The sequence below is a fragment of the Salegentibacter lacus genome, from assembly GCF_020164555.1.
Classification (GTDB): Bacteria; Bacteroidota; Bacteroidia; order Flavobacteriales; family Flavobacteriaceae; genus Salegentibacter; species Salegentibacter lacus.
Genome location: NZ_JAIQZB010000005.1, coordinates 110,196 through 129,067, shown reverse-complemented (window position 1 = coordinate 129,067; position 18,872 = coordinate 110,196). Strand labels below are relative to the sequence as shown.

The following is an 18,872-nucleotide window of genomic DNA, read 5'->3' as shown; positions in this document are numbered from 1 at the left end:
TAAAAAGCGGCAATTAGCCGCTTTTTATTAAAACTTATGTAAAAGAAATTACATTTCTATTATACCACATCCAACTCTTGTGCCTGCAGCTCCAGATGGTTGCGAAGTGAAGTCGTCTACTCCGTCGTGCACTATAATGGCTTTTCCAACGATGTTCTTATTATCGTCGTCACAACCTATACACCATTCATCGGTAGTCATACTAACAGTTCCTTCTCCATTAGCATCAACTTCAAAGTTTCCAATATCACCTTTATGGTAACCTTCAGCATCACCCCATTTACCATGCTTTTCGTTGGTTGGATTCCAGTGGCCACCTGCAGAAGTTCCATCTTCAGCAGAGCAATCTGCTTTCTGGTGAATATGGATCGCGTGCTGACCTTCAGCTAAACCTGTAATTGTAGCTTCCATAGTAACTTCGCCATCTTCTTGAGTAAAAGTTACTTCGCCACCTAATTCGCTTCCACTTTTAGGCTCTAGAGGAACAGTAATTTCTTTAACCTCTTCCTCATCCTGCTGTGCTTCCATCTCAGAATTCATTTCTGTCTCGGCAGCATTTTCAGTATCGTTTTCTTTTTTGTCGTTTTTACAACCTATTATAAATAATGAGGCGCAAAATACTAGTGATAAACTTATTCGTTTCATAATCTGGATTGGTTTTTAGATTTAACATTACTAAATTAATCGTATCCCGTTGTATAGCCAAAGATTTAAGGATAGGTTAACAAACACCGGGTTTCAGTCTAGATTAATTTGGTTTTTATGTTTGTTGCTGAAGTTAAACTTTTATGAACAGGGCAACGGTCTGCAATTTCTAGCAATCGTTTTTTCTGTTTTTCATCCAAATCGCCATAAAGTTTAATTTCTCTTTTAAAAGTATCTATTTTTGAAGCTTTCTCTTCACATTTTTCGCAATCTGCCTGATGTTCGCGAGAATAATAAACGTGTGTTTCCACATCTTCTAAAGGCCATTTTTTTCGCTTAGCATACATTTGAAGCGTCATAGAAGTACAGGAAGCCAAACCGGAAGATAAGAGCTGATATGGAGTAGGTCCGTAGTCTTTTCCACCGGCTTTTATGGGTTCATCGGCCAAGAAGCTATGGTTTCCGGCTTTCATTTTTGTAGTAAAAGCATCTTCTTTCTCTAATCCCGCCACAACATCTGCATCAGATTCCGGAATTTCTTTCTTCGGAATTTCCAAATATCGTGCAGCCCAGGTAGCAATTACATTACCGGCGTAAGTAGCGTCACCTTTGGCAGCAAGTAGATGCGCTGCTCCGTCAAGGGAGATAAAACTCTTAGGGTGCCTTGCCGCTACATATAATTCTTCAGCATTTTTAATGCTCACTATATTATCCTGTGGTGAGTGCATAATCAGAAGTGATTTTTTAAGATCGGCGAGGTAAGGTTTTAACTTATGTTTTTCAATGTCGTCAAGAAATTGCTTTTTGATCTTAAAAGGTCGTCCCCCGATATTTACCTGAGCTTCTCCGTTTTTCTCAATTTCCTCAACATTATTTTGTATTAAATGTTGAACGTGTGCAGTAGTAGAAGGTGCCGCTATTGTTGTAATCGCTTTAACCGATTTCAATTCTTTGGCCGCAAATAAAACTGCAGCTCCACCCAGTGAATGTCCTATTATTAAGCTGGGAGCTTTATACTCCTCTTCCAAATAGGTAGCCGCCGCAATAAGATCCTGGATATTTCCGGAGAAATTACTGTCTGAAAACTCTCCCTCACTCTCTCCCAATCCCGTAAAATCGAAACGTAAAACCCCATAACCGTTTCGCGCCAAGGTGCGACTAATATTTTTAGCAGCAAAGAAATTTTTATTGCAGGTAAAGCAATGAGCAAAAAGCACAAAATTATGAGGTTCCTGATTAAAAGGGAGTTCTAAATAACCAGATAGATCATCGCCATTCTTATTTTTAAAGTTTACTTTTTCGGTTCTCATAGCTTAGTTTTTATTCAAGGTACAAATTGTTTGGCAACACCTAAAACAAAAAAGCTGATTGCAAATTCAATATAAGTGCTATGAATTTCAATCAGCTTTTAAATCAAAAGAGACTCTGGATTATTCCAGTTCTTTAATTTTAATATTTCTAAACCAAACTTTATCACTGTGGTCCTGGAGGGCAATGTGGCCTTCCCGGTTTTTCCCGAAATCTTCCCAATCTTTAAACTTTGAGTTTTCTACCAGTTTACTCCATTCTTCCCCGTGAACGGCAAACTCATTGATCAAAGTTCCGTTTAGACGAACCGAACCTTTATTGGTTTCGTGGTTAATTCTTATTACCGTCTGGTTCCATTCTCCTGCGTTCTTAGTTTTATCTTCGCTTGGCGGCATCATATCGTAAAGGGCACCTGCCTGTCTAACTTCACCATTCTTTGCATCTGGGTGTAAATCATTATCCAGGATCTGGATTTCCGGTCCGGTTAAATAAGGTTCAGAGAACTCTTCACTTTCCTGGACACCCCACATAATTCCGCTATTTCCTCCTTCTGAAATTTTCCATTCCAGGGAAAGTTCAAAATTAGTGTAGGTTTTTTCAGAAATAAGGTTTTCAGAACTTTCGCGTTCTCCTTCGGCAGGAATAAAAGCAAGCACACCATCTTCTACCTGCCACTGGTCTGAAATAGAATCGGCGTTAAAAGCTTTCCAGCCTTCAAGGCTCTGCCCATTAAATAATTCGGTCCAGTTATCATCATTGCTAGCCATTGCAGTAGTGTCATTGGCTGCATCAGCTTCATATGCCTCTTTTGTTTCCTGTTGTTCCTTATCAGATTTACATGCTGTGGCCATAATTGCAGCCGTTGCTAAAATTAAACTTGTTTTTTTCATTCTATATATTTAATTAAGTCCTAAGATTCTTTTTAATTTTTGTTCGTCAATTTCGCTTCCGGCAAAATCATCAAATTTCTTTTGGGTAGCTTCAATAATATGATTTTGAATAAACGGGGCTCCTTCGCGAGCGCCCTGTTCGGGCGATTTGATGCAGCATTCCCATTCAAGAACCGCCCAAACATCACATCCATATTCGGTTAATTTAGAAAATATGGTTTTAAAATCTACCTGGCCGTCCCCGGGATGTCTATATCTTCCCGCACGATCTATCCAGTCGCCATAACCACCAAAAGAGCCTTTTTTCCCGGTGGGATTAAACTCGGCATCTTTTACGTGGAACATTTTAATAAATTCGTGATAATGATCTATGTAAGAAATATAATCTAATTGCTGCAATACAAAATGGCTGGGATCATACAATAAATTTACTCGTTTGTGATTATTTGTCGCTTCCAGGAAACGTTCAAAAGTTACTCCGTCGTGAAGATCTTCTCCAGGGTGAACTTCGTAGCAAACATCTACGCCCTGTTCATCAAATTCATTTAAAATAGGAGTCCAGCGTTTTGCAAGTTCTTTAAACCCCATTTCTACAAGGCCTTGCGGTCTTTGTGGCCAGGGATGCGCAGTGTGCCAGAGTAGAGATCCGCTAAAAGTCCCGTGAACATCCAAACCAAAATGCCTGCTGGCACGGGCTGCGCTTTTCATTTGCTCAACTGCCCATTGGGTTCTGGCTTTGGGATTGCCTTTAACTTCTTTGGGTGCGAAATTATCGAACATTGTATCGTAAGCAGAATGAACTGCAACAAGTTGCCCCTGTAAATGGGTGCAGAGCTCGGTGATTTCCAGTCCGTACGATTCTACTCTTCCTTTAATTTCGTCGCAATAATCTTTACTTTCCCCTGCCTTTTTTAAATCGATTAAAGCCGATTCCCAGGTTGGGATCTGTATTCCTTTATATCCTAAATCTGCAGCCCATTCGCACAAACCATCCAAACTATTGAATGGCTTTTCGGAATCCATAAATTGCGCTAAATAAACCGCAGGTCCTTTTACTGTTTTCATAATGTTACTATTTTATGCGTCCAACTTTACCCAAGCATTTCCTTTGGCATGAGAGTTTACTACTTTTTCGATAAAGTTCATTCCGCGAATTCCATCCTTCATTGTAGGAAATTCGGCTGGGTGGTATTTTTCTCCATTAATTGCCCTTGCAACTCCTTTATAAATGTTTCCCATAGAATCGAAGATACCTTCGGGATGTCCCGGAGGCAGTTTGGTACCGTCTAAAGAAAGCGCTGAATTGTATTCGTGCCCGGGTTTTAAAACCTTCATTGGTTGCCCGTCTTCCAGTTTGTAGAGGTAATTCGGGTTTTCCTGTTCCCATTTTAGGCCGGCTTTTGTTCCGTAAATCTTTACAGCAAAATTATTTTCTTCTCCCGTAGCGATCTGGCTGGATCTAAGCACTCCTTTTACAAATTCTGAAAAACGAAGTAGCACAGTTCCATCTACATCCATTTTATTATCTGAATAAACATAGTTTAGATCGGCTAAAAGTTCTTTTACCTCAAGGCCTGTAACATACTCTATCATATCAAAAGCGTGTGTACCAATATCACCAATACAGCAGCTGATACCTCCTTTTTCAGGATCAAGGCGCCAAATACTGTTTCTTTCATCTTTATCGTGAATAATTGAATTTATCCATCCCTGGTAATATTGCACGTCTACCTTTTGAATTTTGCCAATCTCGCCTGCAGCGATCATTTCTTTCATCTGGCGAATCATTGGGTAACCTGTATAAGTGTATGTTACCGCAAAAATGGTTTTAGATTTTATGAGCGTGTCTTCAAGTATCTTAGCTTCCTCGTAAGTGGTAGTCATTGGTTTTTCACAAATCACATGATAACCGTTTTCCAAAAGCTGCTTTGCCATTGGAAAATGCAAAAAGTTAGGTGTAAGAATTGAAACAGCTTTTATACGGTCTTCTTCCGGCAATTTTGCTTCTTCAGCTATTAAATGATCCAGGTCTTTATAAACCCTATCGGTTCCAATTCCCAACTCCTGTGCAAACTTTTTACTTTCTTCCAGGTCAGGATTAAAAACTCCACCTACAAATTCAAATTTATCATACATAGAAGAGGCTACGCGGTGTAGAACCCCAATAAGGGAATCGCCACCGCCACCTAGTACTCCTAATTTTATTTTTTTACCCATATTTTATTTCTTTTTGGTTTGTTATATTTCAATATCCTTTTTCGCTATATCTTCATTTTTGAAGAAAATAGCAAATAATATCATTACAACAAAGGCAAACCCCGCCGGAACTATCCAAATCTGTTCCCAGTCGTGAGTGCCATCTGCATTTAAATAAAGATCGCTAATCTGTCCTGCTACCCAGAAACCAATTAGCATCCCTACGCCGTAAGTTGCCAGGGTAATTAAACCCTGTGCTGCACTTTTAATTTTTGGTCCCGCTTTAGAATCGGTATAGATCTGTCCGGATACAAAGAAAAAGTCGTAACAAATTCCGTGGAGTGCTATACCTATAATTAGCATATAAACCAATTCTCCCGCATTCCCATATGCGAAAAGCAGGTAACGCAATACCCAGGCGAGCATACCCGCCAGCAAGGTTATTTTAAAGCCGAATTTCTTAAAAAAGAAAGGCAGTAATAAAAGGAATAATGCTTCGGAAATCTGCCCGATAGACATCATAAAAGTAGGATCTTCCATGCCTACTTCAGAAAGAAAAGGATTGGCGTTTTGGTAATAAAAAGCCAGTGGAATACAAATTAATACCGATGAAATAAAGAACATTAAAAAGTTTCTCCCTTTTAGAAGGGCTAAAGCTTCCAGTCCTAAAATATCAGATAAAGTTACTTTTTCACCTTTGCTGCTTGGTGGTGTTTTAGGTAATGTAAAACTGAATAATCCTAGAACAGCAGAAGCAATTGCTGCCATTAAGAAAGTGTATCTAAGCATTCCTTCTTCTCGCGCCATCGCAGAATCCCAGCCAAAAACCAGGCTTATTACAACTCCCGAAACTATCCAGCCTATGGTTCCAAAAACCCTGATGCTGGAAAATTGTTTAGATGGATCGGTCATTTGGTAAAAGGAAATGGAATTTACCAGAGCCAATGTTGGCATATAAAGGATCATATATCCCAAAACAAAAGGATAAAAATTAGTGAAATCTTCCGACTGAAACATCATATAAAGCAAAATCGCACCGGCAATATGAAGAAATCCTAAAATGCGTTCGGCATTAAAAAAGCGGTCGGCGATTAGGCCAATAATAAAGGGAGCTATAATGGCTCCCCAAGATTGTGTAGAAAAGGCCATCCCGGTTTGTGCACCGGTAGCACTTAAATTCTGTCCTAAAAATGTTCCTAAAGTTACAAACCATCCTCCCCAAATAAAGAATTCGAGGAACATCATGGTTGATAGTTGAAATCTGGTTAAACTTTTCATTATTTTCTGTCGCTTCTCTTAGTTATTGTTGCTGTTTAATTTGCTTCCAACTTCTATTAAAAGTTCTTTAGTGGCTTCAATACCTTCTTCTGGCGATAAATTTTCGCCTTCATATTCTACGCCAACAAAACCGGTGTAACCTGCATCCTGTACTATTTTCAGAATTCGTTCATAATCAAGCGTGGTTTCTTCGCCCTCCTCATTAAAATCATAAGATTTTGCGCTTACAGCTTTGGCATAAGGCATCATTTCTTCTATGCCCTGGTATTTTGGATACTCTTCAACACACTTTGCTTCCCAACGTTCGCCACCTTCTCTTTTGAGGCAAAAATTACCGAAATCGGGGAGGGTTCCAGCATTTTCCATATTCACTCCTTCAATAACTTCTACCAAAAGTTCTGCGTTAGAAGAAAGGTAACCGTGGTTTTCAACCAAGACATTTATATTTTTTTCAGCAGCATATTTGCTAAGTGCTTTTAAACCTTTTGTAGCTGAATCTTTCCATTCTTCCGGTTCTTCACTTCCAAAAAGGTTTACACGTATAGAATGAGCTCCGAGGAAACTGGCGGCATCTACCCATTTTTTATGATTTTCAACGGCTTCTTCACGTTCAGCTTTGTCAGGGCTGGCTAACTCGCCTTCCCCATCTACCATAATCAAAACGTTTTCTACGTTGAATTCTTCACTTTTAGTTTTTAAAGTATCCAAAACCTTTTGCATTGCTTCTTCGGGATTTTCGGCTTCGTTTATTTGCTGCGAATAGAAAGCACTAACATATTCAATACCTTCAAAGCCCATTTCGCTTGCTTTTTCAGCAAAATCCATAGGATCTAACTCACCGGCAAAAATAGGTTCATTAAGAGACCATTGGGCCAGGGAAAGTTTAAAGAATGGTTCAGCATTTTCTTCGGTTTGAGCTTCAGAGGTTTTAGCATTTTCATTTTCCGACTTTTGGTCTTTGCAGGAATAAATTCCGAAGGATAAAAAAAGGACTAATAAATAGGAGGAAATTTTCGTTGGTGTAATTTTCATAGAATGGGATTAATAGTTACTAGTATGTGATTTTACTGATATTTTGGAATCTTAAAAGTATACTTTTTTTTAAAGAAGTAAAATTATAACCTTAAATTTATATATTTGGAGGGATTCGATTAACTAAATTATTAATTAACTACAAGACAGTGAGCAATTATTATGAAAATGACACTTACGATGCAATAGTCGTAGGTACAGGAATTAGCGGTGGTTGGGCCGCGAAGGAGCTTAGTGAAAAAGGATTTAAAACCCTGGTTCTTGAACGGGGGCGTATGGTAAAGCATATTGAAGATTATCCTACAATGAACGATGATCCCTGGGATTATAAGTTTAAAGGACAATTGACAAGGGAAGAAGAAAAACGCCAGCAAAAGCAATCCCGTACCGGTTATACTACCAATAAAGCGAGTGCACATTGGTTTGTAGATGATATTAAACACCCTTACAATGAAACCAAAAGATTTGACTGGATGCGTGGTTACCACGTAGGCGGTAGATCTATTATGTGGGGACGTCATAGCTACCGCTTGAGTGATTTGGACTTTGCTGCCAATAAAAATGACGGTCACGGAGTAGATTGGCCAATTCGATATAAAGATATTGCACCCTGGTATGATTATGTAGAATCTTATATAGGTGTTAGCGGTGAAAATCTTGGCCTTAGCCAATTACCCGATGGTAAATTCCTCCCGCAAATGCCGCTTAATTGTGTTGAAGACCACCTTAAAAAAAGTATGGCCGAAAGCTTTACAGATGGTCGTGTTTTAACCGCTGGAAGGGTGGCTCACCTCACGGGGGATAAAGAATTTGAAGGCCGTTCTAACTGCCAGTATAGAAACCGTTGTATTAGAGGTTGTCCTTACGGAGCTTACTTTAGCAGTAACTCCTCTACTTTACCAGCAGCCGAGAAGACTGGAAATATGACTTTGAGACCCAATTCTGTGGTAAACCAGGTTATTTACGATCCTGAAACCAAACTGGCTACAGGCGTAAAAGTTATAGATGCTGAAACTAAAGAGGAAATAGAATTTAAAGCCAATGTGATTTTCCTTTGTGCTTCTGCAATTGCTTCTACAAGTATCCTAATGCAATCAAAATCTGATAGGTTTGAAGATGGCATGGGGAACGATAGTGGAGAACTTGGACATAATGTAATGGACCACCATTTTCGTGCTGGAGCTTCTGCTAAATACGATGGTTTTGAAGATCAATATTATAAAGGAAGAAAACCTAACGGAATTTACTTACCCCGTTTTAGAAATATAAAAGGAAGCGATGATCTAGGTTTTATCCGTGGTTATGGTTACCAGGGTGGTGCTGGTCGTGGAGACTGGAGTGAAACAATAGCTGAAGCTTCTTATGGAAAAGAATTGAAAGAAGCAATTGTTAAGCCCGGAGGCTGGACTATGGGACTTATGGGCTTTGGTGAAACTTTACCTTATCACGAAAACAAAATGACCCTTGATTATGATAAAACCGATGAGTGGGGTTTACCAACTGTAACTTTTGATGCCGAGTTCAAAGAAAATGAACTGAAAATGAGAAAAGATATGGTAGAACAAGCGGTTGCAATGTTAGAGAAGGGTGGCTTTAAAGATATTCAGCCTTATGATTATTTAGGAGCTCCCGGACTTGGAATTCACGAAATGGGAACTGCCCGTATGGGAAGAGATCCAGAAACTTCGGTATTAAACGGAAATAATCAGGTACACGCTGTTCCCAATGTATATGTTACTGATGGTTCTTTTATGACCTCTGCAGGTTGCCAGAACCCGTCTTTAACTTATATGGCTATGACGGCAAGAGCTGCAGACCATGCTTCTAAGAATTTTAAAAAATCTAACGCTTAAAAAAAAGGATTATGAATAGAAGACAGGCATTAAGAAACATAGGACTTGGAGCGGGAGCTATTATTGTAGGTCCCACTACTTTAAACCTTTTACAAAGCTGTAAAAACGATCCTACCTATAATTGGGAGCCAACTTTTTTAAGTGCTTCTAATGGTTTTGCATTAAAGCAGATTTTAGAAGTTATTCTACCTAAAACCGATACTCCCGGAGCGGAAGAGTTAAATATTGCTGAATTCATAGATTCTTATATGGAACAAGTAGCTCACGAAAATAGACAGGAGAATTTCAAACAGTCTGCTGATGCGTTTTCCAGAGCTTTTAAAAATGAATTTGGTAAAGAAGAAGGCGAAGGTAGTTTAGAGGAATATGAGCAAATTGTAGCGAAATATCTTAAAGCCACACCTGCAGAAAGAGATGAAATCGCTAAAAGAAATACAGCAACCCAGGATCCACAGGATAGAGATCAAAAAATAACTTTAGACCCAGATGCCGGTTCCTTAGCTTATTTACAGGAGGTACGTGATATGGGAATATGGGCTTACAAAACCAGTGAAGAAATTGGTGAAGAAGTCATGTGGTACGATCCAATTCCTGGAGAATATATTCCTTGTGGTCCCGTAGACGAATTGGGTGGCGGTAAAGCAATGTCCCTTTAGTTTTTATTCTTAAAACAAGTTAATTTCAATACTTCGCTTTAACTGAAAAACCTCACAGAATTTAAACTGCGAGGTTTTTTTATTTTAGGTTAGTCCTTAAAATAAGGTTTAGTCCTAAAGTTTTACTCTGCTAAAGGCAGGTATATTTCAGCTTCCCATTGAGATTCGTCTCCACCTAGTTGAGGGTTATTCTGAAAAACTTCCAGGATATTCTCAGTCTTGACTTCAATATTATGTTTTTCGGCATAATTTATCAGATGCAACCAGGCATTATGTGAAAACATATAATTGCCGTGGAAGCTTGCTTTCAAAGCTTTTTCTGAAGGAATTTCTTTAATTTCAATTAATAAATCCTTCGGATAGGTTTTCATTTCGGCAATAGGAAAACAAAAACTGAAATTTATATTTTCAGCTTTTTTATCCCAGGAATTGATGAGTATTCTAGGTCTTCCAAGGGTCTCTAAATCATTATTCAGGATATAATTAGAAAGGATATCTATGGTTTTCATCATCTCGAAAGCTTTTTGATCTACCTTACTATCAGTAGTAATGCAGGCACAGGTATTTTTTGGGGAACTTGTTTTACCTTCAATTTTCACTTTATATAATTCGAGATATGTAGTAAGAGCGTCTTTAAAATATACGATCTCATCTCTCATTTTCTTTTGAAAATCATTTTGGCCTATTAGCAATAAAAATCGATCTTTAAGCGAATTATTTTGATTGGTTACACTGAGTTTTACTTTAGTGATAGAATCATTCTTAGGTTCAATATTCCAATTGAGATCATAGAACTCTGCTCCTAATTGTGCATCCTGAATTACCTGGGAAAAATTAGATTTGATTTCTGAATTATTAATCTGCATTTTATCGAAAACAGGAGAGTCAATCAGGTAAACTATTTCACTGGGTAGTGCTTTAGTTTCAAATGTTATAGCGTAATCATTATTCTTTATTACAAAATACCAAAGCAAAAAGAGCACAGGTATGCCACAAAGAAGCAATAGCCAGATTTTTTTTGACATTAATTAGTAGGTGAGGGGTTGCAGGTTAAGGTTTTCTACTACGTGAGTCCCGAGATTGCGACCCTGAACAATGCCATTTTCTATTGCCGATCGGTAATGAATTCCGCCATACAATCTACTTATAGCGGCTTCATTGGCTGCCTGGGCAAAGGAATCAAAAGATCTTACAGGTAAGCCATATTTTACTTCGGTGTCATCCCTAAAGTTAAAATCTTCTCCAAAAATTCTGGTGAGTACTATAGAAGCTGCTCCGGAGACAACAGAGTGTCCGCTGGAATATTCCGGAAATGGAGGTGTTTGTAGCACTGGTTTCCAGTTTTCATCTACATATTTATTAATAAGCGTTTCAGGTCTTACCAAATTACTACTGTATTTTTCATCCCAGCAACTTATAAATCCATCGGCAAGCGCAATAGCAGTTGCGGTATATGCATAAGAGCTTTGAGCGAAATCCAAAGCTGCTTTCTTAGAAGCAATTTTGCAAATCCCCATCCAGTGGCCACCGGGAGTGATCTTTTTGGTAGCAAACATAAGATGGCCTCGTTGGGTAGAAACATAAGGGTTGCAATCCCAGAATTGGGCTATTTTAATCTCTTCAGATTCATCTCCTTTTTTCTCCATTTCATTCTTTATCTCGTAAACTTCAATAAGCTCATCATAAAACGCCGTTCCTTTTTCCAAGGAAAATTCTGGATGTGGTGCCGGTTTAAATTGAGAAGCAGAATCAAGAGTAAAGGGTCTTATTTTTGGCCAGTGGGGCTCAATGCCATCCATATAAGAGGGTGGGGTTGGTTGCCAACGCCCCGGATCGTCGCTATACACCGAATATTTGGGCATAGTACGGGTTTCTTTATAGTTATCTTCATCTATCCATTTAGAAAGATGTTGTGCCACGGCTAAGCCATAATCTTTGGAGCTTTTGAATTCCTCTTCATTTGTTTTTTTCCAATCGGTGTAGAGACTATCACGGTAAGAGGTAAGCAAGTCTTCAGAAAATATTAATTTCTTTCCAATCTCCATTTTGGCAACTAATGCTGCAAGCTTAAAGTTAATATTGGCGGTGGAATCTGCTTTCGGAATTGCTTGTAATTCTTCGAATTTTGAAGTAAAATCTATGAGGTCTTTATTTTCCTGCCTCATTATCTGATAAGCGGCCAGGTTAGAATAGGCGTAAATCCGGCTGGCTACCGGCGGCGAAAAAATATCGTGCACCATAATATCAGTAATTTTGTCTACAGTATGATGATAATTTTCAGCTGAAACCACAATAGATTTTTCTTCTTTGGAACAAGAAGCTAAAACCAGTGTGCTTATAAAAAAATAAAGGTATTTTTTCATTTAATTATTCAATTTGTAAAATTCTGGTTTGCCATTGTTTATGCCTACCATAAGATAATCAATTCCCTTGAAAGTTACAATATCAAGGCTTCTCACGCTTTTCTGAGTGAGATTCAGGCCAAGTTCAACGCCTTCAAGGATTTTACCATTCTGTGTGATAATATTTCCCGCAAGGGCATCAAACCTTCCATGATATGGTGTTACTCCAAAATAATTTCCGGCAACCAATACTTCTTCCAGAGTATCCTTATTAAAATCTGCTTTTAAAAATGCCAAAATTGGTGTAACCTGCAATGCATTTTCAAAGTGCTCAAAAATAAACTTTCCATCCTTATTTAGCAAATATCCTGAAGCCATTGTATGCACTTTCAGTAATTTAGCTTCTTCCAGGACTTCCTTTTCGAAAATATCTTCTATGGTTTTTCCTGCGAAATCTTTATACTCCGGAAATTTCTTTCGCAGATAGGAAAGTTGTCCTACGAGTTCATCGAGACCATTTGCCGGATAATATTGTTCGTTTTTAGCATAAGTTATAATTGTTTCTGTGCTTCCGTTTTTATCGAAATCTGAATAATACATTTTTAGCGGAAATTCTGCTGAAGCCGGAAATTTAGTGTTCAAGCCCCAGTTTCCGAGTAAATAATCCATTCTTCCGTCGTTATTTATATCAAAAGGAATAATGCTTTGCCAAAGCCCGTTTAGCTTTTTGTCCAGTATATTTCTTGAAACATTCTCTAAAGTTCCGTTATTATTTCTAAAGAATTGCGGAGACATCCATTCTCCAACCACGATCAAATCTTCAAGGCCATCTTCGTCAAAATCGGTCCAGACCGCATCGGTTACCATTCCCACCTTTTCAATTTCAGAATTTTTCCGGATTCTGAATTCTCCATTTTCATTAATGAGTAAATAGGAGGAAGGGAGTTTCCCAAAATCGTTGGAAACCGCGGCGCCTCCAACAAAAATATCCAGATCGCCATCGCCGTCAAGATCGCCTAATTTTACGACCGAAGTATTTTCAAAGTATTTTGGTAATTCTTTAGCTTTTAATTCCCCATTTTCAAGAGCATATAATTTATCCAGTAATGCATCAGCCTCACCATAAAATTCACCACCGCCGGAAGTGACTAAAAGTTCATTTTTATTATCCCGGTTTAAATCGGCAATGACGGCTGAAGTATTTTCGGTTTTTTCATCTTTTTCCAACAGCTCAAAATACTGCTTTTTAAAAGTATTTTCCTGTTGAAAGTATATTTCTGCCGGTTCAAATTTTGAATTTCCGAAGTAGATATCATCTAACCCATTCCCGTTTAGATCTCCCACAACAACCGCAGGCCCACGGTCTGAAATTTGATAAGGTATCAGTTTTTGTCTGTCAAAATCGGTATACCTGTTTTCGCGGTGATTAAAAGTAATTCCGGGTAGAGAATCGATTTTCTCAAACCAGGGTTTTGGTGAAGGATAAAGTTTTTTGTAATCAATACTATCGCCGTTTTGGTTTGGAATTATTACTAAATGCTGATTTAAATCCAGTTTTTCCTGTTTTTGATAGGTATTATCTGGCCAGATGATCAACAGGGAATCTAATTTTTCTTTCTTCGGAAACCCAAAATGGATAATAGGCTCTGAAGAAGACTGAAAGCCTCTCGAGTTATAAAGCTGGCGAGTTTGCATTTTTCCATCCTGCCAGGCAATTGCTTTGGTACCAATTCCAAAGGTATTTTCAGTTTTCAGTTTAAAGGATAATTTTAAATAAGCTGAAGTAGAATCAGATTGATTTACATAAATACTCGCATTTGCATCAATATTGTTACTCACAATATCCAAATCACCGTCGTGGTCCAGATCGGCATAAGCTATTCCTGTAGAGATCACAGAATCGCGCGCCATCCATTTACCGGATTGATCTTTAAAATTGAGGCTGTCAGAACCTTTAAAAACATAATTATGGACCTTTCCAGAAGGCATCATATCTAAAGCTTCATTATCTACAAGACGGGTATTATTTATTTTTTTCTGAATCTGTTTACTGGAAACGTATTTTATATAATCTAGATCATTGGGACGTTTGGGAATGCCGGTGGCTATAAACAGGTCCTGAAAGCCATCCTGGTCAAAATCTGCAAATAAAGGAGCCCAGCTCCAATCGGTGGCGGCCACACCACTCAAAAGCCCGGTTTCCTGAAAATATTCTCCCTGTTTATTTATTTGAAGCATATTTCTGGCATACTGGTAGTGATAGCCCAATTCTTCGGTTTTTAGTTTATCTAAATCCCGGGGATCGTCGCTTACAGAGGCTTTTAAAACCTTTTCATCCTGGGGAAGCATATCCAACGTGAGAATATCTATAAAACCGTCGTTATTAACATCGGCAGCATCATTTCCCATAGAAAACCGACTTACGTGGCCAAATTTTGATTTTAGGGTTTCGGTAAAAGTGCCGTCTCCATTGTTTAGATAATAATAATCATCTTCGTGAAAATCATTACTAACATAGATATCGGTAAATCCATCATTATTAAAATCAGCGGTTGCGAGGCCAAGGCCGTAGCCATTAGCACCTCCGTAAATGCCGGCTTCCTGGCTTACATCAACAAACTTCCCGTTATCATTTCTTAAAAGTTTATCCCCACTTTCGGCGATACGTTTATTTCGAATATTGGCTGGGCCGTAGGTGTTCACCGTGTGTACGGCGTGATTTAGAAGGTACATATCTAAATCGCCGTCATTATCAAAATCAAAAAAAGCGGCCGTGGAAGAATAGTTCTGAAAATCAAGTCCGAATTCTTCAGCTTTTTCAGTAAAAGTACCATCGCCATTGTTGACGAACAATTCGTTTTTTCCGTTTAAACCGTTAATTCCCGAAACGGCGCAAACGTAAATATCTAGAAAACCATCCCCGTTAACATCGGCCATGACCACCCCAGTATTCCAGTCAGACAATCCTGAAACCCCTGCCTTTTCGGTAATATCCTCAAACTGTAGGTTCCCTTTGTTGAGAAAAAGTTTGTTCTTAACCTGGTTACCGGTGAGGTAAATATCGGGTAAGCCATCGTTATTAATATCTCCAACTGCAACGCCGCCACCATTATAGAAATACAAATAATCTAAAATATTTAAGGCATTGGTTTCGGTAAGATCATTGCTAAAATATAGACCCGTAGTTTCTGCCGGAAGGTTTTCCAAGAGAAAATCTTCTGAAGATTTTTCTTTTTCACACGAGGCGAGAAAGATGAATAAAAATATCAGGCTAAAGTGCTTTCTCATCAAACTTAAAGATTTTTGGTTCCTGATTATTTATGGCTACGAGAATAAAGATTTCACCATTTTTATTCAAAATTTTCCTGATGTGCTTTACTTCACCTTCTACAGTAAATCCAGTCTTTTTATTGGATATAATTTCCATAACCCCATTTTCACTCACCTTTAAAAGAAGGCCTTTACTGGCATCTAAACGGCCAAATTGCGGTTTCAAATCGAAATCATTTCCTGCAAGTAAAAAATATTTACTTCCATCTTTCGTAATTAAATGCTCGATCGCGTGAATACTGGATAATTGAGCCTCGGTGGGTAATTCTTTAAATTTATAATTTCCCTTAGAATCACTTAAAGCTATCAGGCTTTTAAAAGTTGTTATTTCTTTTACGATTGAATTTTCAACAATTTCCGTCGGAAAAAGTTCATCGATAGACTTTGTAGCATATTCTGAAAATTTTAGATTCTGCTTTTTAATTGCTGAAATTTGCCCGGCCAGTTCTCTTCTTAAATGTATTGGGACATCCCTGCCGTTTATATTCCGGGTGAAAATTTGTTCTATTGTGCCGTTATTATCAAAATCGTTTATGTAGACCTTAACCGGATTTTCGGCTGAAGTTTGATAAAATGAATTGGTGCCTCGATTTCCTAATATGAAATCCGGATTTTCATTAGCATTTATATCTAAAACTGAAAGGCTTGTCCAGGCCCCGGAAATTTCTTCGAGCTTAGTATCTATTAACTTAAAAGAATCCCCATTGTTTTGAAGGATTTTAGGCGCCATCCAGTCCCCGCTGAGTATGAGGTCTTTAATGCCGTCACTATTGGTGTCCTCCCAGGAAGCATCAGTAACCATCCCCAGATCGTTGAGAATATAAGCTTTAGCATCGGTTAAATCTTTAAAATTTCCTTTTCCATCATTTTCTAATAATTGATGCTTTGGATTAATACCGAAAATTCCAGGGACACTTCTGCTTCCTATAAACAAATCTATATCGCCATCATTATCAAAATCATAAGGTGCGATCACAGCAGTATTATTCCCGGTATTCGGTAAGCTCAAATTTGAGAGTTTGAAATTACCATTTCCCTGATTTAAGTAAATTCTACTGCGAAAAACTTCCTTATCTACATTTGCCTCATTCCCTCCAGAACCCACGATAAGATCTGGTTTGTTGTCCCCATTAACGTCCGCAAAAACAGCGTAAGTATCTTCAAAACTTGCATCTGCAATAAAAATATCAAGCTTTTTATCGGTGAATTTTCCTGAATTGTTTTGCAGGTAAAGCACACCGGATTGGCCTTTTGCGCCGCCTAAATAGAAATCCTCATTTCCGTCCCCATTAACATCGCCCACAGCTAATGCCGGACCTTCACGAGATAACATCTTCGAGATTAAACCTTCGTAATCGTAATCTATATAATTATTCTCTTTATGTGCTTGAAGGTTCATCTTTACTTCAGAAAAAACAGGTTGAATTTTTTTCTGTTGAGGATTATACGTTGAATTTGCTTCAGCTTGACTTAGTTCTAAAGTGGTATTAATCCCTGGATTCTCAACAAGCTGCGTAGTTCTATCCGGCCAGATAATTCGAAGCGAATCTATTTTCTCAGTTTTTCCGAGGCCGAAAGTAAGGCTGTAGTCTATGGAAGACTGAAATCCACGGCTAGGAATTAATTCTTGAGAAAGCACTTGATTATTGAGATAGAGTAGGGCCTTACTACCTATAGCAAAAGTGTTTTTCCCCTTTCCTCGCAAGTTTAATTTTAGGTAGTTATTGCCTAATTTTTCTGATGATCTATTTTTATAAATAAATACTTCCTGATTCACGTTGTTGACTACAAGGTCGAGATCGCCATCGTTGTCCAGATCGGCGTAGGCTGAGCCGTTGGAGAAACTGGGTTCATTTAAACCCCAATCCTGGGTTTTATTATCAAAAGTTAAATCGGCATTATTTTGAAATGCATAATTAGAAATAGGATTGCTGGGCATCTCATTTAAAATGGAATCAAATTCTTTTTTCTGACCGGTAATCACCATTTCCTGAAGAATATCGTTAGCAAAGAAATCCATAAAATCCTGGTTGGTAAGATCGTGGTAAATGCCGTTGCTTACATAGATATCCTTAAAACCGTCATTATCCATATCAAAAATGAGTGCCCCCCAACTCCAGTCAGTTTGGGCAACGTTACTATGAAATGCAATTTCCTGAAAACCGTTGTTCCCGGTGTTAAGCTGCAGGGTGTTTTGCATAAATTGATGATAGAAATCTCTGCTTTCTTTGAGTTTGTAGATATCAAAACGCTCAAAATCTGAAGTTTCTTTAAGGCGTTTGTCACTTTCGGGCAGCATATCGGTAACAAAAATCTCTGGGCGGGCGTCGTTATTTATATCGGCCATATCTGCTCCCATTGAAGAAAGACTTAAATGGGAAACCCTGTTTTTAATATCTTCAGTAAAAGTACCATCACCATTATTGATATATAGATAATCGCGTTCATAAAAATCGTTGGAAATATAGAGATCGGGGAGTTGATCGTTATTCACGTCACCAACGGTAACTCCAAGTCCGAAGCCAATTAGGCTTCCATAGATTCCTGCTTCTTCGCTCACATCGGTGAATTTTCCGTTGTCGTTACGCAGTAATTTATCGCCTCCACCTTTAAAAATTTCTGGCAAATCCCAGTCTTCACTTCTAAGATCTCGTTTGTTATCGAAACCAAGGCTGGAAACCGGAATAAAACTATTGTTGAGAATGTAAACATCGAGGTCACCATCGCCATCATAATCAAAAAAAGCAGCGTGGGTGGTAAATCCGTTTTCGTCTAAATTATAAGAGGCGGCGTCTTCTGTAAACGTAAGATCTCCATTATTGATAAAAAGTTCATTTTTACGATCTGAACCTTCAATATTTCCAGCATTACTAACATAAATATCTAAAAGTCCGTCGTGATTAATATCTACAAAGCTCACGCCTGTACTCCAGTTCTTGGTTCCCGCCGTCCCCGAACTTTCTGTAATATCTTCAAACTTAAAATCACCTTTATTTAGATAGAGTTTATTTTTCCCGAGGTTAGAAGTTAAATAGATATCGGGTAGGCCATCGTTATTGATATCACCAATACCGACACCGGCACCATTGTAAAAATTTCTGTACCTAAAGATGTTGAATTCTTTAGTATTGGTAATTGTGTTTTCAAAATTAATTCCTGTTTCACTGGAGGACATTTTGAAGAATAATGCATCTTTATTTTCATTCTCTTCTTTTACTTCATTTTCCTGCTTATCGTTAGCGCATGAGTTGAAAAAAAGAATAACAAGAATCAAGCTTAAAGCCGGTAGGGTTGAGAAATGTTGATTGAATTTTATCAAGGAAAAAAGAGGTTTTGATATTG

At 38.2% G+C, this 18,872-nt stretch carries 13 protein-coding genes; 2 read left to right on the top strand and 11 right to left on the bottom strand.

Annotated features, from left to right (window positions below; genetic code table 11):
• Positions 1-48: 48 nt before the first annotated feature.
• From LB465_RS05330 to LB465_RS05300, 7 genes are all read right to left on the bottom strand, one after another.
• A complete protein-coding gene (locus LB465_RS05330; protein ID WP_224467865.1) occupies positions 49-645 on the bottom strand; it encodes a superoxide dismutase family protein in 597 nt (198 codons plus the stop codon).
• A gap of 98 nt (positions 646-743) precedes the next feature.
• Positions 744-1,955: a bifunctional alpha/beta hydrolase/OsmC family protein gene (locus tag LB465_RS05325; RefSeq protein ID WP_224467863.1), complete on the bottom strand. Its 1,212-nt coding sequence runs from the start codon at positions 1,953-1,955 to the stop codon at positions 744-746.
• A 120-nt stretch (positions 1,956-2,075) separates the two neighbouring features.
• Positions 2,076-2,843, bottom strand: a complete 768-nt coding sequence (locus tag LB465_RS05320) for a 3-keto-disaccharide hydrolase (protein WP_224467860.1) — start codon at positions 2,841-2,843, stop codon at positions 2,076-2,078.
• A 9-nt stretch (positions 2,844-2,852) separates the two neighbouring features.
• On the bottom strand, positions 2,853-3,908 hold the full coding sequence (locus LB465_RS05315) for a sugar phosphate isomerase/epimerase family protein (protein ID WP_224467858.1): 1,056 nt from the start codon (positions 3,906-3,908) through the stop codon (positions 2,853-2,855).
• Positions 3,909-3,920: 12 nt separating this feature from the next.
• Complete coding sequence (locus LB465_RS05310; protein ID WP_224467856.1) at positions 3,921-5,060, bottom strand: Gfo/Idh/MocA family protein; 1,140 nt, start codon at positions 5,058-5,060, stop codon at positions 3,921-3,923.
• Between the two features lie 21 nt (positions 5,061-5,081).
• Positions 5,082-6,317 carry a nucleoside permease gene (locus tag LB465_RS05305; RefSeq protein ID WP_224467854.1) on the bottom strand — a complete coding sequence of 412 codons (1,236 nt, stop codon included), beginning with the start codon at positions 6,315-6,317 and terminating at the stop codon, positions 5,082-5,084.
• Between the two features lie 18 nt (positions 6,318-6,335).
• Positions 6,336-7,349 carry a sugar phosphate isomerase/epimerase family protein gene (locus LB465_RS05300; protein ID WP_224467852.1) on the bottom strand — a complete coding sequence of 338 codons (1,014 nt, stop codon included), beginning with the start codon at positions 7,347-7,349 and terminating at the stop codon, positions 6,336-6,338.
• A 149-nt stretch (positions 7,350-7,498) separates the two neighbouring features.
• Here LB465_RS05300 and LB465_RS05295 point away from each other — a divergent pair, with 149 nt between their 5' ends.
• Both LB465_RS05295 and LB465_RS05290 read left to right on the top strand, forming a co-directional pair.
• Positions 7,499-9,202, top strand: a complete 1,704-nt coding sequence (locus LB465_RS05295) for a GMC oxidoreductase (protein ID WP_224467850.1) — start codon at positions 7,499-7,501, stop codon at positions 9,200-9,202.
• An 11-nt stretch (positions 9,203-9,213) separates the two neighbouring features.
• Positions 9,214-9,858 (top strand): gluconate 2-dehydrogenase subunit 3 family protein, encoded by a 645-nt coding sequence (locus LB465_RS05290; protein WP_224467847.1) that lies wholly within the window; start codon positions 9,214-9,216, stop codon positions 9,856-9,858.
• A gap of 122 nt (positions 9,859-9,980) precedes the next feature.
• On the opposite strand, the gene LB465_RS05285 is transcribed toward LB465_RS05290, so the two are convergent.
• The 4 genes from LB465_RS05285 to LB465_RS05270 are packed head-to-tail and all read right to left on the bottom strand — an operon-like array spanning position 9,981 to position 18,849.
• On the bottom strand, positions 9,981-10,883 hold the full coding sequence (locus LB465_RS05285) for a GyrI-like domain-containing protein (protein WP_224467845.1): 903 nt from the start codon (positions 10,881-10,883) through the stop codon (positions 9,981-9,983).
• Between the two features lie 3 nt (positions 10,884-10,886).
• On the bottom strand, positions 10,887-12,221 hold the full coding sequence (locus LB465_RS05280) for a vanadium-dependent haloperoxidase (RefSeq protein WP_224467842.1): 1,335 nt from the start codon (positions 12,219-12,221) through the stop codon (positions 10,887-10,889).
• A complete protein-coding gene (locus tag LB465_RS05275; RefSeq protein WP_224467840.1) occupies positions 12,222-15,488 on the bottom strand; it encodes a VCBS repeat-containing protein in 3,267 nt (1,088 codons plus the stop codon).
• Positions 15,472-18,849 (bottom strand): VCBS repeat-containing protein, encoded by a 3,378-nt coding sequence (locus LB465_RS05270; protein WP_224467838.1) that lies wholly within the window; start codon positions 18,847-18,849, stop codon positions 15,472-15,474. The genes LB465_RS05275 and LB465_RS05270 overlap by 17 nt, the downstream gene beginning before the upstream one ends.
• Positions 18,850-18,872 lie beyond the last annotated feature (23 nt).

Coding starts and splice junctions, on each gene's coding strand:
- LB465_RS05315 (WP_224467858.1), bottom strand. CDS start 3,908: ATGAAAACAGTAAAAGGACCTGCGGTTTATTTAGCGCAATTTATGGAT.
- LB465_RS05310 (WP_224467856.1), bottom strand. CDS start 5,060: ATGGGTAAAAAAATAAAATTAGGAGTACTAGGTGGCGGTGGCGATTCC.
- LB465_RS05325 (WP_224467863.1), bottom strand. CDS start 1,955: ATGAGAACCGAAAAAGTAAACTTTAAAAATAAGAATGGCGATGATCTA.
- LB465_RS05290 (WP_224467847.1), top strand. CDS start 9,214: ATGAATAGAAGACAGGCATTAAGAAACATAGGACTTGGAGCGGGAGCT.
- LB465_RS05285 (WP_224467845.1), bottom strand. CDS start 10,883: ATGTCAAAAAAAATCTGGCTATTGCTTCTTTGTGGCATACCTGTGCTC.
- LB465_RS05280 (WP_224467842.1), bottom strand. CDS start 12,221: ATGAAAAAATACCTTTATTTTTTTATAAGCACACTGGTTTTAGCTTCT.
- LB465_RS05320 (WP_224467860.1), bottom strand. CDS start 2,843: ATGAAAAAAACAAGTTTAATTTTAGCAACGGCTGCAATTATGGCCACA.
- LB465_RS05275 (WP_224467840.1), bottom strand. CDS start 15,488: ATGAGAAAGCACTTTAGCCTGATATTTTTATTCATCTTTCTCGCCTCG.
- LB465_RS05305 (WP_224467854.1), bottom strand. CDS start 6,317: ATGAAAAGTTTAACCAGATTTCAACTATCAACCATGATGTTCCTCGAA.
- LB465_RS05330 (WP_224467865.1), bottom strand. CDS start 645: ATGAAACGAATAAGTTTATCACTAGTATTTTGCGCCTCATTATTTATA.
- LB465_RS05300 (WP_224467852.1), bottom strand. CDS start 7,349: ATGAAAATTACACCAACGAAAATTTCCTCCTATTTATTAGTCCTTTTT.